Origin of the sequence: Psychrobacter sp. JB385, assembly GCF_900163785.1 — a bacterium.
Classification (GTDB): domain Bacteria; phylum Pseudomonadota; class Gammaproteobacteria; order Pseudomonadales; family Moraxellaceae; genus Psychrobacter.
The window spans coordinates 399246-414677 of the sequence record NZ_FUKN01000001.1; the positions used below are offsets into that span (position 1 = coordinate 399246).

The window sequence follows — 15432 nt, forward strand, 5'->3', positions numbered from 1 at the left end:
TCATTGTACTAAACAGCGTTTAAATGCTGTTTGAGCTGACCGATTTTGCCAATGCAAAAGGCAGTTTTAGATATAGGTACCATAGGGCAGTTTGCTTTATCTTTTTTGTATTCTAGTTGCCGTTATTTATCCCATAAACTTGGCATGACCAAAGGAATTAACAGACATTATGTACGCTGAAGAAACCAACAACGTCACCGCAATTAAAGACATTCGCGCTCGTGAGATTTTAGACTCGCGCGGTAACCCAACGATTGAAGCTGATGTTATTTTAGCTGACGGTACCATTGGTCGTGCTGCTGCTCCAAGTGGGGCATCTACAGGCTCACGTGAGGCTTTAGAGCTGCGTGATGGCGATCAAACTCGTTACATGGGTAAGGGCGTTAAAAAAGCCGTTGCCAACGTCAATAGCCAGATTCGTAGTGCATTGATGGACAAAGATGTGACCGAGCAGCAAGCCATCGATGATGCCATGATTGCATTAGACGGCACAGAAAATAAAGACAGCCTTGGCGCTAATGCTATGTTGGCAGTGTCTTTAGCGACTGCCAAAGCTGCTGCAAAATCACAGAGCTTGCCGCTGCATCAATATATTGCCAATCTGCGCAATCAGACGTCGCTCACGATGCCTGTACCAATGATGAACATCCTAAACGGTGGCGAGCACGCAGATAATACGGTTGATATTCAAGAGTTTATGATTGAGCCTGTAGGCTTCACGAACTTTTCAGAAGCACTACGAGCTGGTACAGAAATTTTCCATAGCTTAAAATCCGTTTTGAAGTCTCAAGGCTTAAATACAGCCGTTGGTGATGAAGGCGGTTTTGCTCCAAACTTACGTAGTAATGAAGAAGCCATCACAGTTATTTTGCAAGCGATTGAGCAGGTTGGCTATAAAGCAGGTGAAGATATTCATCTTGCCCTAGACTGTGCAGCCAGTGAGTTCTATAAAAACGGTCAGTATGTTTTGGCAGGCGAAGGCAATAAAGCGTTTGATAGTCAAGGTTTCTCAGACTATCTAGTAGGATTGGCACGTCAATATCCTATTATTTCTATCGAAGACGGTCTTGATGAGTCAGATTGGGATGGCTGGAAGTATTTGACCGAACAGATTGGTGATAAAGTCCAGTTGGTCGGTGACGATTTGTTTGTGACCAATCCTACAATCTTGCAAGAAGGCATTGATAAGCACATTGCCAATGCGATTTTGATTAAATTCAATCAGATTGGTACCTTATCAGAGACGCTAGATGCGATCTATCTGGCGAAGAAAAATGGCTACGCAACCATCATCTCGCACCGCTCAGGTGAAACGGAAGACAGCACCATCGCAGATTTAGCAGTTGGTACGGCGGCTGGTCAAATCAAAACAGGTTCATTATGCCGCTCAGATCGCGTGGCAAAATACAATCAGTTGTTACGTATTGAGCAGCAAGTACGTGCAAGCTATCGTGGCCGTGAAGAGTTTATCGGTCTACGTGGTTAAGAAGCAAGTTTATAGCTAATACTAGGCGATATATCCTTATTGATATGAGAATATATCGTTTAGCAAATTCAGCTAAAAATAAGCTTGGCTTATTTTTATTTTACAAATTTTCTGTCGTTTGGCGTGATCACATGAAATACTTTAGCCAATTTATGTTAATTGCTTTAGCGGTTGCAGTGCTTTTAGGACTGCAATATCAGTATTGGCTGGGTGAGAATGGGCGATCTGGACATAATGAATTGTTAGCTCAGATTGAGGAGCAGCAGCATTTAAATGATAACCAAGTCGCTGCCAATAATTTATTACGTACGGATGTCTACGACCTTAAAAATGGTCTTGAGGCAGTCGAAGAGCATGCTCGCTTGGACTTGGGCTTGATTAAACCAAATGAGACGTTTGTTCAGGTATCTACTGCACCAACGACACATACGCGCTATTAATCTGCCAATATATGATAGGGCACTCTATTTTTACTCACCTCTCTTTTTAATCATACTTGGGCCACAGCCTTAACTATTCTCTTATGAATCATCTTCCTCGCACCTATGCCATGATTGTCGCTGCTGGCCGTGGCAGTCGTTTTGGCGCACCTATTGCCAAACAATATACTCAATTGCAAGATCAGACGTTGTTAGAGCTTAGTGTGGCAAGGCTTGCAAGTAGTCAGTATATTGATCAGTGTTTATTGGTGGTGGCAGAGGATGATAGTACGGCATCAACGCTCAACTTTGCCATACCTGTTTCTTATACTATTGGTGGTGCCGAGCGCTGGCAATCGGTTCAAGCGGGAGTGGAAGCGATTAGTGACATAGGGGCTGATGATTCAGATTTGATACTGATTCACGATGCCGCACGTCCAGCCGTACCTAGACATGATATTGATCAAGTCATTAAAGCTGCAATGTCAGAGCCTTATGGTGCTATTTTAGCAACACCAGTAGCGGATACGTTAAAGACCTCGCATACCAAGTCTGAGACTACAGACAAGCTGTTAGATAACAATCATCAGCACTATTATGCCAAGCGTACTATAGATAGAAGCGGCATGTGGCAAGCAAAAACGCCGCAAGTATTTCGACTGGGAACTCTTAAAAGAGTCTTGAATTATGTGGCTGAGCATCAACTGACTATTACAGATGAAGCCAGTGCTTTTGAGTATTTAGAGTTGCCCATCCGTCTGGTTACTGGCAGTCGCCAAAACATTAAGCTTACTTATCCCGACGATGCACTATTATTGTCAGCTATCCTTACCGCTCAGTTTGACCCGCCCTAACGTACTTCGAATAACAGCAGACTTCTATTATCCCAAATTGTTCAAATCGACGCGGTTTGAATCTATGTCGAACCCTGTCTACTCAAGCATTGGGTTTTAAGTGATGGCTTTTTATTACCATTCTTAGCAAATAGTGTTTGCTCACACGGTTAATAACTGTCAAAATCAATCATGTGTTTTTATGAAATAATGTTTACTAATAACACTTAACAATTTTATATAATCATGAGTTGCTTTGATGACTAAATTAGCCTATGATGTAACCAACTTAATACAATTAATATAAACATTTATAAAATCAATAATATAACAAACCAGTTTGATACATTCAAAGGTTTAGTTTCTATGTTTTTTCTAAAGTTATTATAGTTGTCTTAGCTACATTTACCTAATATATAGGGGAAGCTGATTGTCAACATTCAATGATTCTACAAGTCCAGTAACGCCAGATCTCTGCCAGCTTGTATATCTGAGCCATATTACTTCGACTGGCCTATCAAATGCCAGCACGCTTAATGACATTGCAGAAGTCGCTATTGAGCGAAATACAATAGAAAATATTACTGGTATTCTTTGCTACGGCAATGGTTACTTCTTACAGTGTGTAGAGGGTTCTGAACAAGCCTTGACCAATCTTAAAAATCGTTTGCTATTGGATGATCGCCATAGAGATTTGAAGATACTGGATTTTTCAGCAATCACTGAGCGTCGTTTCTCTGGTTGGTCTCTACGTTCTATCACGCTCGAGCGTTGGATGATAAATGAGCCTAAACTTAAATCGTTTATGCCATTTAAGCCTGACAGCTGGGATTCTAATGAATACAAGGAATTCTTAAATATTTTGAAAGATTATTACGATGAACAGTTAGAAAACGGTGATATTGATACTCAGCCTATCAAATACAGTACGTTAGGTCTAACTCTAGGTAAGGTAGTAGGGCAACACCAAGCATTCTTATTGATTCAAGCCATTTTGGGTGGATTGATTATACTGGCGCTTATTTGGCTGATGCTATAAAAAAGAATGTGACTACTTCCACAAGAAAACAGTATGTAATCATAAGAGCCAGCATTTAATGTTGGCTTTTTTGATGGTGGTTATAACGATGATAATAGAGGCCTCAATATAAAGCTAGGCGTCGTAATGGTATTTAATACTGGTAATCAATTATTCTATGCACAGAATTGTTAAAACTAAGTTTTGAGCGCGCAATTATAAAATTGATAAGCATAAAAAAGCCCGCATCACGGTATATTGTAATGCGGGCTTTTGATGGTACGCTTATTAGTCTGATTTGATGCTTGATAGCAATTTTGCTAATAAGTGACGCCGAATAGTGGCGTCCCCAGGGGGATTCGAACCCCCGTTACCGCCGTGAAAGGGCGGTGTCCTAGGCCTCTAGACGATGGGGACTAGTAACAACACTTCAACTGCTTTCACCATTTATGCTGAAGTGGTGCGTATTCTAATAGCCTCTGCGTTTTCTGTCAAGACTTTTTTTTCGCCTTTTTGCAATTAAATATCTTTTTTGAGTGCGCGACGAGGATGTAGGTCTTTACGCTTTAAATGATACCGAATCCATAAAGAAGTACAAGTACTGATAGTCAACGCGAGCAACATATAACCGATGATGGTTCCCCATAACTTAAATTGTGGATCCATGATAACGTCCCTCCCATTAAGTCTGCCTATTTGCCTTCGCTCAAACCAGTGCTGCCAACTTAGACCTCTATAAAATGATTAAGTATTACAAATAGCATTATTATGTGCGGTTAGCAATATATGATGTGTGAGAAGGACTCATTCATCTTCGTTATCTGCTGATGGTTCTTTGGCAGGCTCAGCATGCATCATGTTCGATAGCATGGGATAGTGATTGAGAATGTAGCAGAACAGCTCAGCTGTCTTTTGCGTGTCATATAGCGCCGAATGGGCATCTTTGCCATCAAACTCAAGTCCTGCCGCTTTACAAGCGCGTGCTAACACCGTCTGACCAAATGCCAGTGCCGATAAGGTAACGGTATCAAACACTGAAAAATTATGAAAAGGGTTATGGCTTTTACTATTGGTACGTAGTACTGCGGCATTCAAAAAAGACAAGTCAAAGTGCGCATTGTGACCGATTAGGACGCATTGACGGCAATCTTCAGTGCGGCGCACGTCTTTTAAGCCTTTAAAGATACGGCGAAGAGCTGTTTTTTCATCTTCGGCAATCGCTTTACGCATTGGATTGGTCGGGTCGATACCTGTAAAGGCAAGGGCGCTTGGTTCTAAGTTTGCGCCTTCAAACGGCTCGATATGAGCATTAAACGCATCGCCTGGATAAAACACGCCTTCCTCATTTAATAAGATAGGAATACAGGCAATTTCTAATAACGCATCGGTTTGTGCATTAAAACCTGCCGTCTCTACATCAACCACGACTGGCAAAAACTTGCGAAAACGGTCTTTTAAGCGCAGTGGGGCTTGTTCTTCTGACGCAGTATCTTCAGTAGCAATGTTTGAGTCGTTATCAGGTGTGTTCGTTAAGTGGTTTGTTGAATGGGTATTAGGTACGGCGGCATCATTTTGAATGGTCATATCAGGTTAGATCGCTTTTATCAGTCGTACTGTTATATGGAATAAACAAAAAGGCATCCTACGACAAAAGCTTTGTCCCTTTATATAAGGATTTCACTCTTATCGTAGGATAAAGTAAAAATATTTGACGAGATCAGCTTTACGCTTTGATAGACCAAGGCAACGTTTCACCAGCCATGAGTGGCGTGAGTGAACCACCGTCAAAATAAGGATAGCTGGTGGGTACTTGCATCGGCGTGTTGATAAGCGTTATTTTGCTCTCATTAAGGGGTAGGCCATAAAACTGCGCCCCAAAACGACTGGCAAAGCCTTCTAGCTTGTCTATCTTGCCCACACTATCAAAAGCCGTGGCATATAATGGTAAAGCAGTCTCAGCGCTGTAACAGCCAGCACAGCCGCAAGCAGCTTCTTTCTTGTCGGTAGCATGTGGCGCAGAGTCGGTACCCAAGAAGAATTTTGGATTACCACTTGTGGCCACATCCAACAGGACTTTTTGATGACTTTCACGCTTTAAGATAGGTAAGCAATAAAAGTGTGGTTTGATGCCACCAACCAGCATGTGGTTGCGGTTAAACATCAAGTGCTGCGGCGTGATAGTAGCAGCAATATGATTGCCTTGAGCCAATACAAAGTCCGCTGCATCACTTGTGGTAATATGTTCCATGACGATTTTTAATGTGGGGAATTTGGCAATAATTTGTCCCAACACTTCATCCAAAAAGCGCTTCTCACGATCAAAAATATCCACATGATCTTGCGTTACTTCGCCATGAAGTAACAAGGGCAGATTATATTTTTCTAACGCTTCAAAGACATCAACACAGGCGTTGATGTTGGTCACGCCATCAGATGAGTTGGTGGTGGCACCAGCAGGATACAGCTTGACTGCCTGAACGATGCCAGACTTAGCGGCTACTTCGATATCTTGTGCCGTCGTATTGTCTGTCAAATACAACGTCATGCGTGGATCAAATGCTGCTTTTCGCTCAGCACTCAGGCCACTGGCTTGTAAATGCTCCAAGATGCGAGTGCGATAGGCAAGCGCCTCATCAGCGTTCTTCACTGGTGGTACTAGATTTGGCATACAAATCACACGATTAAAGCTACCTGCTGCGTGTGGTACAGTAGTACGCAACGCTTTGCCATCACGCAGGTGAATATGCCAATCGTCTGGCTGGAGGAGGGTCAACTCTCTAATCGAATCAGTCATAATGTCGTCGCGCTCTATATCGTCATATATGGAAGTAAAAGGGAGGAAGTACGGTAGCGCTATCATAACAGATTTGCCTACTTGACTAAATATGCGACCAAATATACCTACATAATTCACTGAGTTGTCTTTTTTGTTTCTTTATGACGTAGGGTTTTGGCAGCGCCGCCCAAAATGTAATCCTTAGAATTTAAACCAAAAGCGAGTGCCTAATGGCAGTTAGACTTTTGCCTATAGTAAATATGATGTACACTGAGCGAGTAATTCATCTTTTGATTCAACCTTAGCGCTTTCCCTAACGCTATATTCTCATAATAGGAGTTGTTCATGGCTCAGCTTGATCCAAAAAATATTGATAAAATCGTATTGGCATATTCAGGTGGCCTTGATACCTCAATCATCGCTAAATGGCTACAAGAAACTTATGATGCCGAAGTGATCACCTTTACTGCTGATATCGGTCAAGGCGAAGAAGTTGAGCCTGCCCGTGCCAAAGCTCAAGCAATGGGTATCAAGCACATCCACATTGAAGATTTGCGCGAAGAGTTTGCCCGCGACTATGTATTCCCGATGTTCCGTGCCAATGCTATCTATGAAGGTGAGTACTTACTCGGTACGTCTATCGCTCGTCCACTAATCGCTAAGCGTTTGGTTGAGATTGCCAAAGAACACAATGCCGATGCCATCAGTCATGGCGCGACTGGTAAAGGTAATGACCAAGTTCGTTTTGAGCTAGGTGCTGTCGCTTTGTCACCAGACGTGGTAACGATTGCTCCTTGGCGTGAGTGGGACTTATCAAGCCGTGAAAGCTTGATGCAATATGCCAAAGAGCATGATATCGCTATTGATTATGCAGGTAATAAGAAAAAATCGCCTTATTCAATGGATGCCAACTTGCTACATATCTCTTATGAAGGTGGCGTTCTAGAAGAACCGTACACTGAAGCAGAAGAAGATATGTGGCGCTGGTCTGTCAGTCCAGAAGAAGCGCCTGATGAAGCGCAATATTTAGAACTAGAATACAAGAAAGGTGACATCGTTGCTATCGATGGCGAAGCGCTAAAGCCTTATGAAGTCATGATTAAGCTGAATGAAATCGGCGGTAAACATGGTATCGGCCGTTTAGATATCGTTGAAAACCGTTATGTTGGTATGAAGTCACGTGGTTGCTACGAGACGCCAGCTGGCACGATTATGCTAAAAGCGCATCGCGGTATCGAGTCTCTAACGCTTGATCGCGAAGCCGCCCATCTAAAAGATGAGCTCATGCCACGCTATGCAAAAATCATCTACAATGGCTATTGGTTCAGCCCTGAGCGTATGATGCTACAGGCATTGATTGACAAATCACAAGAATACGTCAACGGTACCGTACGTGTAAAGTTATACAAAGGTGCTGTGAGCGTCGTCGGTCGTAAGTCAGATGATTCGTTATTTGACGAAAAAATTGCAACTTTCGAAGATGATGCAGGTGCTTACGATCAAAAAGACGCAGAAGGTTTTATCCGTCTAAATGGTCTGCGTTTGGCTATCGAAGCTAGCCGTGGTCGCGATTTGTCTAAATAAACTTTATGATAGTTGAATAGATGTTAAGCCATAAAAAACAGAGGTGCTATTTATAGTGCCTCTGTTTTTTTATGGGTCATAAATGGTTAGTAAAATGGGTTTTCATTTCGTTTCTGTAGTCGCTGCCTTTTCATTTTTCTGCTGCTGTCTCTTCAGCGCCAGATTCATCATCTACTCTAACAATGGCTACATCTTGCTGCTGACGCTCATCAGCGATATCTTGTTCTAGTATTTCTTCGGTGGCGAGCACGACGCCATTAGACTTTTGCGATTGATATTTGAGCGTAGCGAGCGCCCCCAGTACACCAATGACAAGTATAATAATAAGAATCACTGGGTTTTTCCAAAGTGGCGTTGGAGCATCGTACTCAATCGGTTTTTCACTGATTGTCGCAGGAGTGTTGTCGCTGTTGCCACCGATCAATCCCAAGCTGACTAGAGGAGGTTTGGGCGGGTTCACAGGCTCAGAATTCACGCGCAGTCGGTTACGACTGAGGTAGATATCAGATATTTTTGCCAACTGTAATAACCAACGTTGATGCGGCAAGGCAATCGCTGGCATGTCTGCAAATACCAGCATGTCATTATGGCGTCCTTGCTGTAAATTATCCGGTGAGCGGCCAATGGCTTTTAGATAATTGCCTGTTGCCATCTGCATGTCTTGTACTGGCTCCTGATTGTCAGGTTTGAATGAGGTCAGCTCATACCAATATGGGTCAAAAGTAGGCGGTGTATCTAATAGCTGCTCAGCATTTAGAAGAGATTGATCAGAGGCGTTTTGTCCTGTGTCCAAGTTGCTCTCTGATGGTGTGGGTTGTTCTATACTATCAGGACTTACGGCTACCGAATCGTCTGATGCCAAATTTGGCTGACTCACATCAAAACGTTTGGCTGACAAAAACTGTGGCTGTAAGGCAAACCACTTATTAATCTCATCGTGATCCAATTGACTATATTCTGTCAAGATAGCCAATTCACGTAGTACGATTACACATAAGGAAGTCAGTAAAATTTGAACTTGCGGTATTTTTGCATCGATTTTTGAGGCAATATATTCGCTGGCTTTGACCATGCGTTCATTGTCATGAAATATGGCATCGGCGGCGTCTTGACGATGGTATAACGTCGCATTGATGGTCGCAAAATTCATAGAATTGTACTGCCGCAGTTCTTTGACCGCTGAGCGACCAAAGAGTTTTTTACTGACAGCTTGCCCTTTATGATGCTGTTGATAAACAAGTAGGGCGCTTACGATAGCCTGCAAACTGGCATCCATGGCTAGTCGAGCTTGAGGCAGTGAAAGCTGCGCTACATCTGCCAGTAGTGACAGCATGGGCTTGGTATCTTGATATAGAAAATCATACATCGACACACGTGTCGGTGAAATAGTCGTCATAATCTGCTAGCATCAAAAAGTGTGCCCCTATCTTACGGTGCCAAAAGCCTTGTTACAATCCCTCAATAATAGAAATTTTTACAGTTTTTTATCAAAAATGTCTTAAATCATACGCTTAATAACCACCGGACGTGTTTATGAATCATCAAAATCTTGATAGACAATTAATCATCAATATTGCTGAGCAAACATTGACAGTCTATCAGCAACAAAAAGAAGTACTAAAATATCCAGTCTCTACGGCCAAAAATGGAATTGGTAGTCAGGAGGATAGTGGTTGTACGCCGCTTGGCCAGCATATCGTTGCAGAAAAGATAGGGGGTGACTCTCCGATAAGCGCTGTGTTCATTGGTCGTGTACCTACGGGTGAGAGATATGATGCAGCGCTTGGCGAGCTATATCCTAAGCGTGATTGGATACTAAGCCGTATTTTATGGCTGAGTGGTCTTGATGAAGGTATCAATAAAGGCAGTAACGCTCAAGGTGTCTGTGATACTTATCAGCGTTACATTTATATTCATGGAACGCCAGATACCGAACCGATGGGTGTACCACTCTCACATGGCTGCGTGCGTATGCGCAATGAGGACATCGTCGAGCTGTTTGAACAGGTAGAAGAAGGCATGCCTGTGACGATCGTGGCAGATTAAACCGAGTTTCAATCGGTAAAGATTGAGCAGCAAATAGCACTTAAAAAAGACAGCCTTTGTAAAAGAAGCTGTCTTTTTATAACATGGTTTATTTATCTATATTTACCAAAACTTTTTGCTATCTTTTAGTTTTGCTAAACGTTTTTCAGCACGTTGATGGTTTTTTTCTAAGGCAGCTACTAACCAACCTGCGCCATATAATGCATTGCTGTCCGATGCGGACTTTAGCTGATAACGTTGCTGATATTGTGTATAAGCCTGATATTTATTCAAAGCTTTTTGTGCTTTTATAAGGTTCTTTAGCCAAAGCTTGGTTTTCTTTTTAGACGATTTCTTATGAAAGACGGGTACAGAGAACTCACTCATATAACGTAGTGTTTTTAGTTGATGGTATAATTTATATTGAGAATGCGCTTCATTACTGCTTTTTGCTTCATCGTCTTTTATCTCCAAGCTTTCTGTCTCCAAGCTTTCTGACTCTAAGCTTTGGTTATCGCTGACCTCGGCCTCATTATCGTCTCTATCATCACGTTTTTTCTCAACGTTGAGCAGCTCTTTGTATTGCTGAGACAAGATTTTAGCCAATTTATCGATAGCCATTTTATTGTTTTGAGGTTCCAGTTTTGGATCGCTCATGGTGAAGGCGATCAGCTCTAGCAATATCAACTGAAAGTCATTGGCTTTTACGGCATCTATTGGTTTGATTTTGAGCGCTTCAATGTCTGTCATCCAGTTGGTTGTAGGCGCGCCAAGTTCTTGCAACTTGGGTTCAAGGTGCTCTGCTAGATACGTCAGCTCACGATAATCATCAAGTAGGGTCAAGGTTTGAGTTAGAATCGGCTGCCAATCAGGATTGATCTCATCAGAAAAGCTTGCAAATGCTGTTATTGCCGTCAGCAAACGGTCGATACCAATATAAAACTGCAAGACGTGCTCATGGTCAGTACTACCGGCGACGATGGCACTGCTGTTGGGTAAAATTTGGAGCAGACAGTTATGGACAGCTGCGCGTACAAAGGCAGGTAGGCTGGTTTTTCGACTGACGTTTAGCTCATTAAGGTTTGTGCCAACCGCCTGACTATGAGATTGACCTTTAATAAGCAGTCCACCGCGCTCAGCTTTGGTCACGGTAGAGAGGCTGAGCTTATAACGTTTGCACCATGCTTTGGCTGTCGTAAATAAAAAGTCTAAATCACCTGATATAAGCTCGAACTCAATTTCTTGAATGGCTTCTCGTTGGGTGTCGTCCTCACCATGGATGATTTCTCCTTTGTCATAGGCAACTTCGATACAGTTATCTGCACTATCCTCAATATCATCACTGATCTTTTCTGTTAGAAATCGTGTGGTGCGCTCGACATTGGTGACATACCGTTGTGTCAACTCTTTGAGTTTAAAGCCGTCAAAAGCAGCGGCAGCTGGCGTGTCTTTATAAATGCTTAAATCAGGCATGAGCGCATCATTATCAATCATTACTTGTACCTGCTCATTATCTAATATGGCATTGTGCTCTAAACGTGCTGCAATACCATCACCGCCAGCTTTTAGGGTTTGTACCCAAGCATCACCTTCTTTGCGAATACGTAAACCAATACCTGCTTTGGCCAATTGCTGGTCAAGGGTGTCGTAATAATGTGCTGCCATTTGCGTCAGCTTTGAGGATTTGACTTGTACTTGGCGCATCAGCCCTTTTAGCCGTGATTCTGGCACCAAAAATTTCAGCTCTATCTCTTGCATAATGGCTCCTAATAATTCTAAATAATGATTGTTAGTCTACCACTCTATGATTTTTTAAACCGCAACAAAAAAGCCGCTCTATCTTAAGTAGAGCGGCTTTTTTTGTAACGTAGGACTATAAATATTGGTGATTAGAACTGGTTCATGGTGTTTTTGCCGCCGCCAGCTTTCAAAGCGTTATCGCCTGAGAAAATCTCTTTGTGATCATCGCCAAGGTCAGAACCAGCCATTGCTTGGTGCTTAACACAAGCGATGCCTTCGCGGATTTCTTTACGTTGTACGCCGGCTGCATAAGCAAGCATGCCTTCTTCACCGAAGTAGCCTTTAGCAAGTTCATGAACGCTAAGTGCAGTGGTGTGGTAAGTCGGTAGCGTGATTAAGTGATGGAATACACCTGCTTCACGTGACGCATCACGTTGGAAGTTCTTAGCGGCAACGTCCGCTGCTGCATCAAGCTCTGTACCGTCATAATCAGCACTCATCAAGTCAGCTTTATTATATGCTGAGATGTCTTTACCTTCTTCTTCCCACTGTGCAATGACTTGCTTACGGAAGTTAAGCGTCCAGTTGAATGATGGGCTGTTGTTGTATACAAGCTTCGCTTTAGGCTGTTGCTCTTTAATACGGTCAACCATCATTTTGATGTGTTCTACGTCTGGCGTTGGTGTTTCGATCCATAGTAGATCCGCGCCGTTTTCTAGCGCAGTGACACAGTCAAGTACAACGCGGTCGATATTTGTCTCTTCACGGAACTGGTATAAGCCGTTCGGTAGGCGAACTGGGCGTACGAGTTTGCCATTGTGCTTAAGTAAGCTATCATTTTCTTTGGCATCTTCAAGTGTGACTTCTTCCATTTCAATAAAATCGATGTACTTAGAAGCAAGGTCGCCTGGCTCATTTGATACTGGGATTTTTTGTGTGAGTGACGCGCCTTCCGAGTCAGTACGAGCAACGATCACACCGTCTTCAACACCAAGCTCTAAGAAAGCATAACGGATAGCGTTAATTTTTGAGATAAAATCTTCGTGCGGTACGGTGACTTTACCAGCCTGATGACCACACTGCTTAGCGTCGGATACTTGGTTTTCAACTTGAATGGCACAGGCACCAGCTTCGATCATTTGCTTGGTCAATAGGTAAGTGGCTTCTTCGTTACCAAAACCTGCATCGATATCCGCAATGATTGGCACCACATGCGAATCAAAGTTTTCGATTTTTTCTAAGATAGCCGAGGTGTCTTGACCCGCTTCTTCAGCCGCATTTAGCTCACGGAAATAATCGTTCAGTACTTTGGCATCTGCTTGACGTAGGAACGTGTAGATTTCTTCGATTAGCTTAGGAACTGATGTTTTTTCGTGCATTGATTGGTCAGGTAGTGGGCCGAACTCAGAGCGTAGCGCCGCGACCATCCAACCTGATAGATAGATGTAAGTTTTGGCTGTAGTACCAAAGTATTTTTTCTTAGCATACATGGTTTGCTGTGCCACAAAACCATGCCATGCCCCTAAAGACTGGGTGTATTGAGACGTGTCATTGTCATAATCTTCCATGTCTTGACGCATGATCTTTGCAGTATATTTGGCGATATCCAAACCAGTTTTAAAACGGTTTTGCGACATCATACGTGCTGCATCAGTTTCACTGATATTCTGCCAGTTACCGTGCTTTTGCTTCAATTCACGTACTAAGTCGATCGCTGATTTATATGCAGTTGACATCTGTAGTCTCCTTGGTGGGGTATGAAAAACAAATAAATTAAGTGCTAAAATAGTGACAATTGGGTATGACTAAAAAATCCAGTTTTACTAAAAAGTATATATTTAGACTTGATACGAACGGTATTGACCTCTCATCGGAGCCAGCGTAACCATAAACCATTGGTCAACGTCTTATTTACACTAAACAAACCTGTAGGCTAATACAAGAAAATTACTGAACTCAGCAGTTAAAAATAATTTTTGAGGTATAAAAGACAACTGGTTTGTTCACGTAATTCAAGGCATTTGCGCTATTTATCGCTCCATGAGGACATAACTGACTGTAAGAGGTGGTACAATAACTACGTTAAGTTGCTGGTCATAAATGCCTTGACCAATGATACTTTTAGTGAAAAAGCAAACAATATTTTATTTACAGTAAGTATCCTAATATCTTGAAAGATTGTCTCAGTCAGTAAAATAGTATCGGTACGTACACCCAAGTTTTATCGTCTGTGTCACAAATCATCCATGAGACTCACTATAACTGTGTCACCAAGATTTATCTAATTTATGATTATTATCTTTAGTATTTTATTTAGTTATAATGTATTTAAAACAGTATCTTACAGTAGGTAATTTGAGTTATAATTGACAAACATTGCATGAATTTGATTAAAAAATATCAAAATATCGCTGTTGTAAACGATAAACACCCAAAATAGCACCAAAAATACCAAGATTTTGACGGTATTTATCCAAAGGCTAAGAGACATATATATGAATTTGCAGCGGGTAGATTTAAACCTATTGGTACATTTAGATGTGTTGCTACGAGAAAAAAACGTCACTCGGGCAGCTGAGCAGCTTGGAATTACTCAACCTGCGATGAGTAATATATTACGTCGTCTTCGAAAGCTGTTTAATGACCCATTACTGGTGCGCTCCTCAGAAGGCATGACGCCGACGGAACGCGCCTTAGAATTGCAGCCTCGTATTCGTGAGATACTCGCTGACTTAACACAAGTGTTAGAGCCGCGCACAGAGTTTCGTCCTTATAGCACCTCACGTGTCTTTCGCATTATGACGTCAGATTATGCAGAAGCGACGTTGGTACCCAAATTGGTCAAGGCACTGCGTTCTGAAGCGCCTAACGTTATTTTAGACTTTTTGACGCCATCAGATGTCTCTTATCGCGATATGGAGCAGGGGCGCGTGGATTTGGCGATCAATCGCTTTAACGAAATCCCGCAAAGTTTTCATCAAGTATTGGTATGGCGTGATACTTTTAGTTGTTTGCTATCTTCTGAAAGCCCTTATGCCAATCGTTTTAATTTGAAGAACTATCTAAAAGCCCAGCATGTGTGGGTATCCAAAACAGGTATGGGCGTCGGTTTTGGCGTCAATCCAGAAAAGTCTGGTGGTCTTGGCTCTATCGATCAAGCGCTCCAGCGCTTGGGCCAAAAACGTCAAATTAGTGTTTTTACTCGTCATTATCAGATGCCAGCGATGCTTGCAGCCAACAAAGATTTGATCGCAACCTTGCCGACTCGTGTGGCAAGAATGCAGGCCAATAATGACAGTATCATGATGGAAGAGCCGCCGTTTTTTATTCCTGAATTTGAGCTAACCATGGCATGGTCACCGTTATTACAGCACCATCCTGCGCATCGCTGGTTACGTCAGCTCATCATGCATGTAGCGCGTCAGGTGGTTGCAGAAGAAGAAAACCCGCCCCAAGACATTCCTGTAACCAATCATTTATTTTAATGAGACGGTGTTCTTGGGATAACGTGCGCTTTCCTCAGGTACTTCTACTTTCCTATTAAATGAAAA

At 42.4% G+C, this 15432-nt stretch carries 13 protein-coding genes and 1 tRNA gene; 7 read left to right on the forward strand and 7 right to left on the reverse strand.

Annotated features, from left to right (window positions below; translation table 11 throughout):
• Positions 1-169: 169 nt before the first annotated feature.
• The 4 genes from eno (at position 170) to CZ794_RS01755 (ending at position 3777) form a co-directional block, all read left to right on the forward strand.
• A complete protein-coding gene (gene eno / locus CZ794_RS01740; RefSeq protein WP_087039911.1) occupies positions 170-1486 on the forward strand; it encodes a phosphopyruvate hydratase in 1317 nt (438 codons plus the stop codon).
• Between the two features lie 131 nt (positions 1487-1617).
• Complete coding sequence (locus CZ794_RS01745; protein ID WP_087039972.1) at positions 1618-1926, forward strand: septum formation initiator family protein; 309 nt, start codon at positions 1618-1620, stop codon at positions 1924-1926.
• A gap of 83 nt (positions 1927-2009) precedes the next feature.
• On the forward strand, positions 2010-2759 hold the full coding sequence (gene ispD / locus CZ794_RS01750) for a 2-C-methyl-D-erythritol 4-phosphate cytidylyltransferase (RefSeq protein ID WP_087039912.1): 750 nt from the start codon (positions 2010-2012) through the stop codon (positions 2757-2759).
• A 409-nt stretch (positions 2760-3168) separates the two neighbouring features.
• The gene (locus tag CZ794_RS01755) at positions 3169-3777 is read left to right on the forward strand and encodes a BLUF domain-containing protein (protein WP_087039913.1); all 609 of its coding nucleotides are present in this window, start codon (positions 3169-3171) and stop codon (positions 3775-3777) included.
• 320 nt (positions 3778-4097) lie between these two features.
• Here the strand turns inward: CZ794_RS01755 and CZ794_RS01760 are convergent.
• The 4 genes from CZ794_RS01760 to pyrC all read right to left on the reverse strand — a co-directional run bounded on the left by CZ794_RS01760 (position 4098) and on the right by pyrC (position 6550).
• Positions 4098-4173: transfer RNA gene (locus CZ794_RS01760), tRNA-Glu, on the reverse strand.
• A 102-nt stretch (positions 4174-4275) separates the two neighbouring features.
• A complete protein-coding gene (locus CZ794_RS14045; protein ID WP_179207215.1) occupies positions 4276-4422 on the reverse strand; it encodes a hypothetical protein in 147 nt (48 codons plus the stop codon).
• Between the two features lie 138 nt (positions 4423-4560).
• Complete coding sequence (rnt, locus tag CZ794_RS01765; protein ID WP_256958824.1) at positions 4561-5340, reverse strand: ribonuclease T; 780 nt, start codon at positions 5338-5340, stop codon at positions 4561-4563.
• Between the two features lie 139 nt (positions 5341-5479).
• Positions 5480-6550 (reverse strand): dihydroorotase, encoded by a 1071-nt coding sequence (gene pyrC, locus CZ794_RS01770; protein WP_087039974.1) that lies wholly within the window; start codon positions 6548-6550, stop codon positions 5480-5482.
• A 327-nt stretch (positions 6551-6877) separates the two neighbouring features.
• Here pyrC and CZ794_RS01775 point away from each other — a divergent pair, with 327 nt between their 5' ends.
• Positions 6878-8116 (forward strand): argininosuccinate synthase, encoded by a 1239-nt coding sequence (locus tag CZ794_RS01775; RefSeq protein WP_087039914.1) that lies wholly within the window; start codon positions 6878-6880, stop codon positions 8114-8116.
• A gap of 130 nt (positions 8117-8246) precedes the next feature.
• Here the strand turns inward: CZ794_RS01775 and CZ794_RS01780 are convergent, their stop codons facing one another.
• A complete protein-coding gene (locus tag CZ794_RS01780; protein ID WP_087039915.1) occupies positions 8247-9512 on the reverse strand; it encodes a hypothetical protein in 1266 nt (421 codons plus the stop codon).
• Positions 9513-9649: 137 nt separating this feature from the next.
• Here CZ794_RS01780 and CZ794_RS01785 point away from each other — a divergent pair, with 137 nt between their 5' ends.
• Entirely contained in the window at positions 9650-10162 is a 513-nt protein-coding gene (locus CZ794_RS01785; protein WP_087039916.1) for a L,D-transpeptidase, read from the forward strand.
• A gap of 102 nt (positions 10163-10264) precedes the next feature.
• Here CZ794_RS01785 and CZ794_RS01790 read toward each other — a convergent pair whose 3' ends face one another.
• Positions 10265-11899 carry a CYTH and CHAD domain-containing protein gene (locus CZ794_RS01790; RefSeq protein WP_087039917.1) on the reverse strand — a complete coding sequence of 545 codons (1635 nt, stop codon included), beginning with the start codon at positions 11897-11899 and terminating at the stop codon, positions 10265-10267.
• Positions 11900-12030: 131 nt separating this feature from the next.
• Positions 12031-13617: an isocitrate lyase gene (locus CZ794_RS01795; protein ID WP_087039918.1), complete on the reverse strand. Its 1587-nt coding sequence runs from the start codon at positions 13615-13617 to the stop codon at positions 12031-12033.
• 759 nt (positions 13618-14376) lie between these two features.
• Between CZ794_RS01795 and CZ794_RS01800 the strand changes: the two genes are divergently transcribed.
• The gene (locus tag CZ794_RS01800; protein WP_062845203.1) at positions 14377-15366 is read left to right on the forward strand and encodes a LysR family transcriptional regulator; all 990 of its coding nucleotides are present in this window, start codon (positions 14377-14379) and stop codon (positions 15364-15366) included.
• Positions 15367-15432: the final 66 nt, after the last annotated feature.

Excerpts from the sequence above, each read along its gene's own strand:
- ispD (WP_087039912.1), top strand. The coding sequence starts at position 2,010 with ATGAATCATCTTCCTCGCACCTATGCCATGATTGTCGCTGCTGGCCGT.
- CZ794_RS01780 (WP_087039915.1), bottom strand. The coding sequence starts at position 9,512 with ATGACGACTATTTCACCGACACGTGTGTCGATGTATGATTTTCTATAT.
- CZ794_RS01775 (WP_087039914.1), top strand. The coding sequence starts at position 6,878 with ATGGCTCAGCTTGATCCAAAAAATATTGATAAAATCGTATTGGCATAT.
- CZ794_RS01790 (WP_087039917.1), bottom strand. The coding sequence starts at position 11,899 with ATGCAAGAGATAGAGCTGAAATTTTTGGTGCCAGAATCACGGCTAAAA.
- CZ794_RS01745 (WP_087039972.1), top strand. The coding sequence starts at position 1,618 with ATGAAATACTTTAGCCAATTTATGTTAATTGCTTTAGCGGTTGCAGTG.
- CZ794_RS01800 (WP_062845203.1), top strand. The coding sequence starts at position 14,377 with ATGAATTTGCAGCGGGTAGATTTAAACCTATTGGTACATTTAGATGTG.
- eno (WP_087039911.1), top strand. The coding sequence starts at position 170 with ATGTACGCTGAAGAAACCAACAACGTCACCGCAATTAAAGACATTCGC.
- pyrC (WP_087039974.1), bottom strand. The coding sequence starts at position 6,550 with ATGACTGATTCGATTAGAGAGTTGACCCTCCTCCAGCCAGACGATTGG.
- CZ794_RS01785 (WP_087039916.1), top strand. The coding sequence starts at position 9,650 with ATGAATCATCAAAATCTTGATAGACAATTAATCATCAATATTGCTGAG.
- rnt (WP_256958824.1), bottom strand. The coding sequence starts at position 5,340 with ATGACCATTCAAAATGATGCCGCCGTACCTAATACCCATTCAACAAAC.
- CZ794_RS14045 (WP_179207215.1), bottom strand. The coding sequence starts at position 4,422 with ATGGATCCACAATTTAAGTTATGGGGAACCATCATCGGTTATATGTTG.
- CZ794_RS01795 (WP_087039918.1), bottom strand. The coding sequence starts at position 13,617 with ATGTCAACTGCATATAAATCAGCGATCGACTTAGTACGTGAATTGAAG.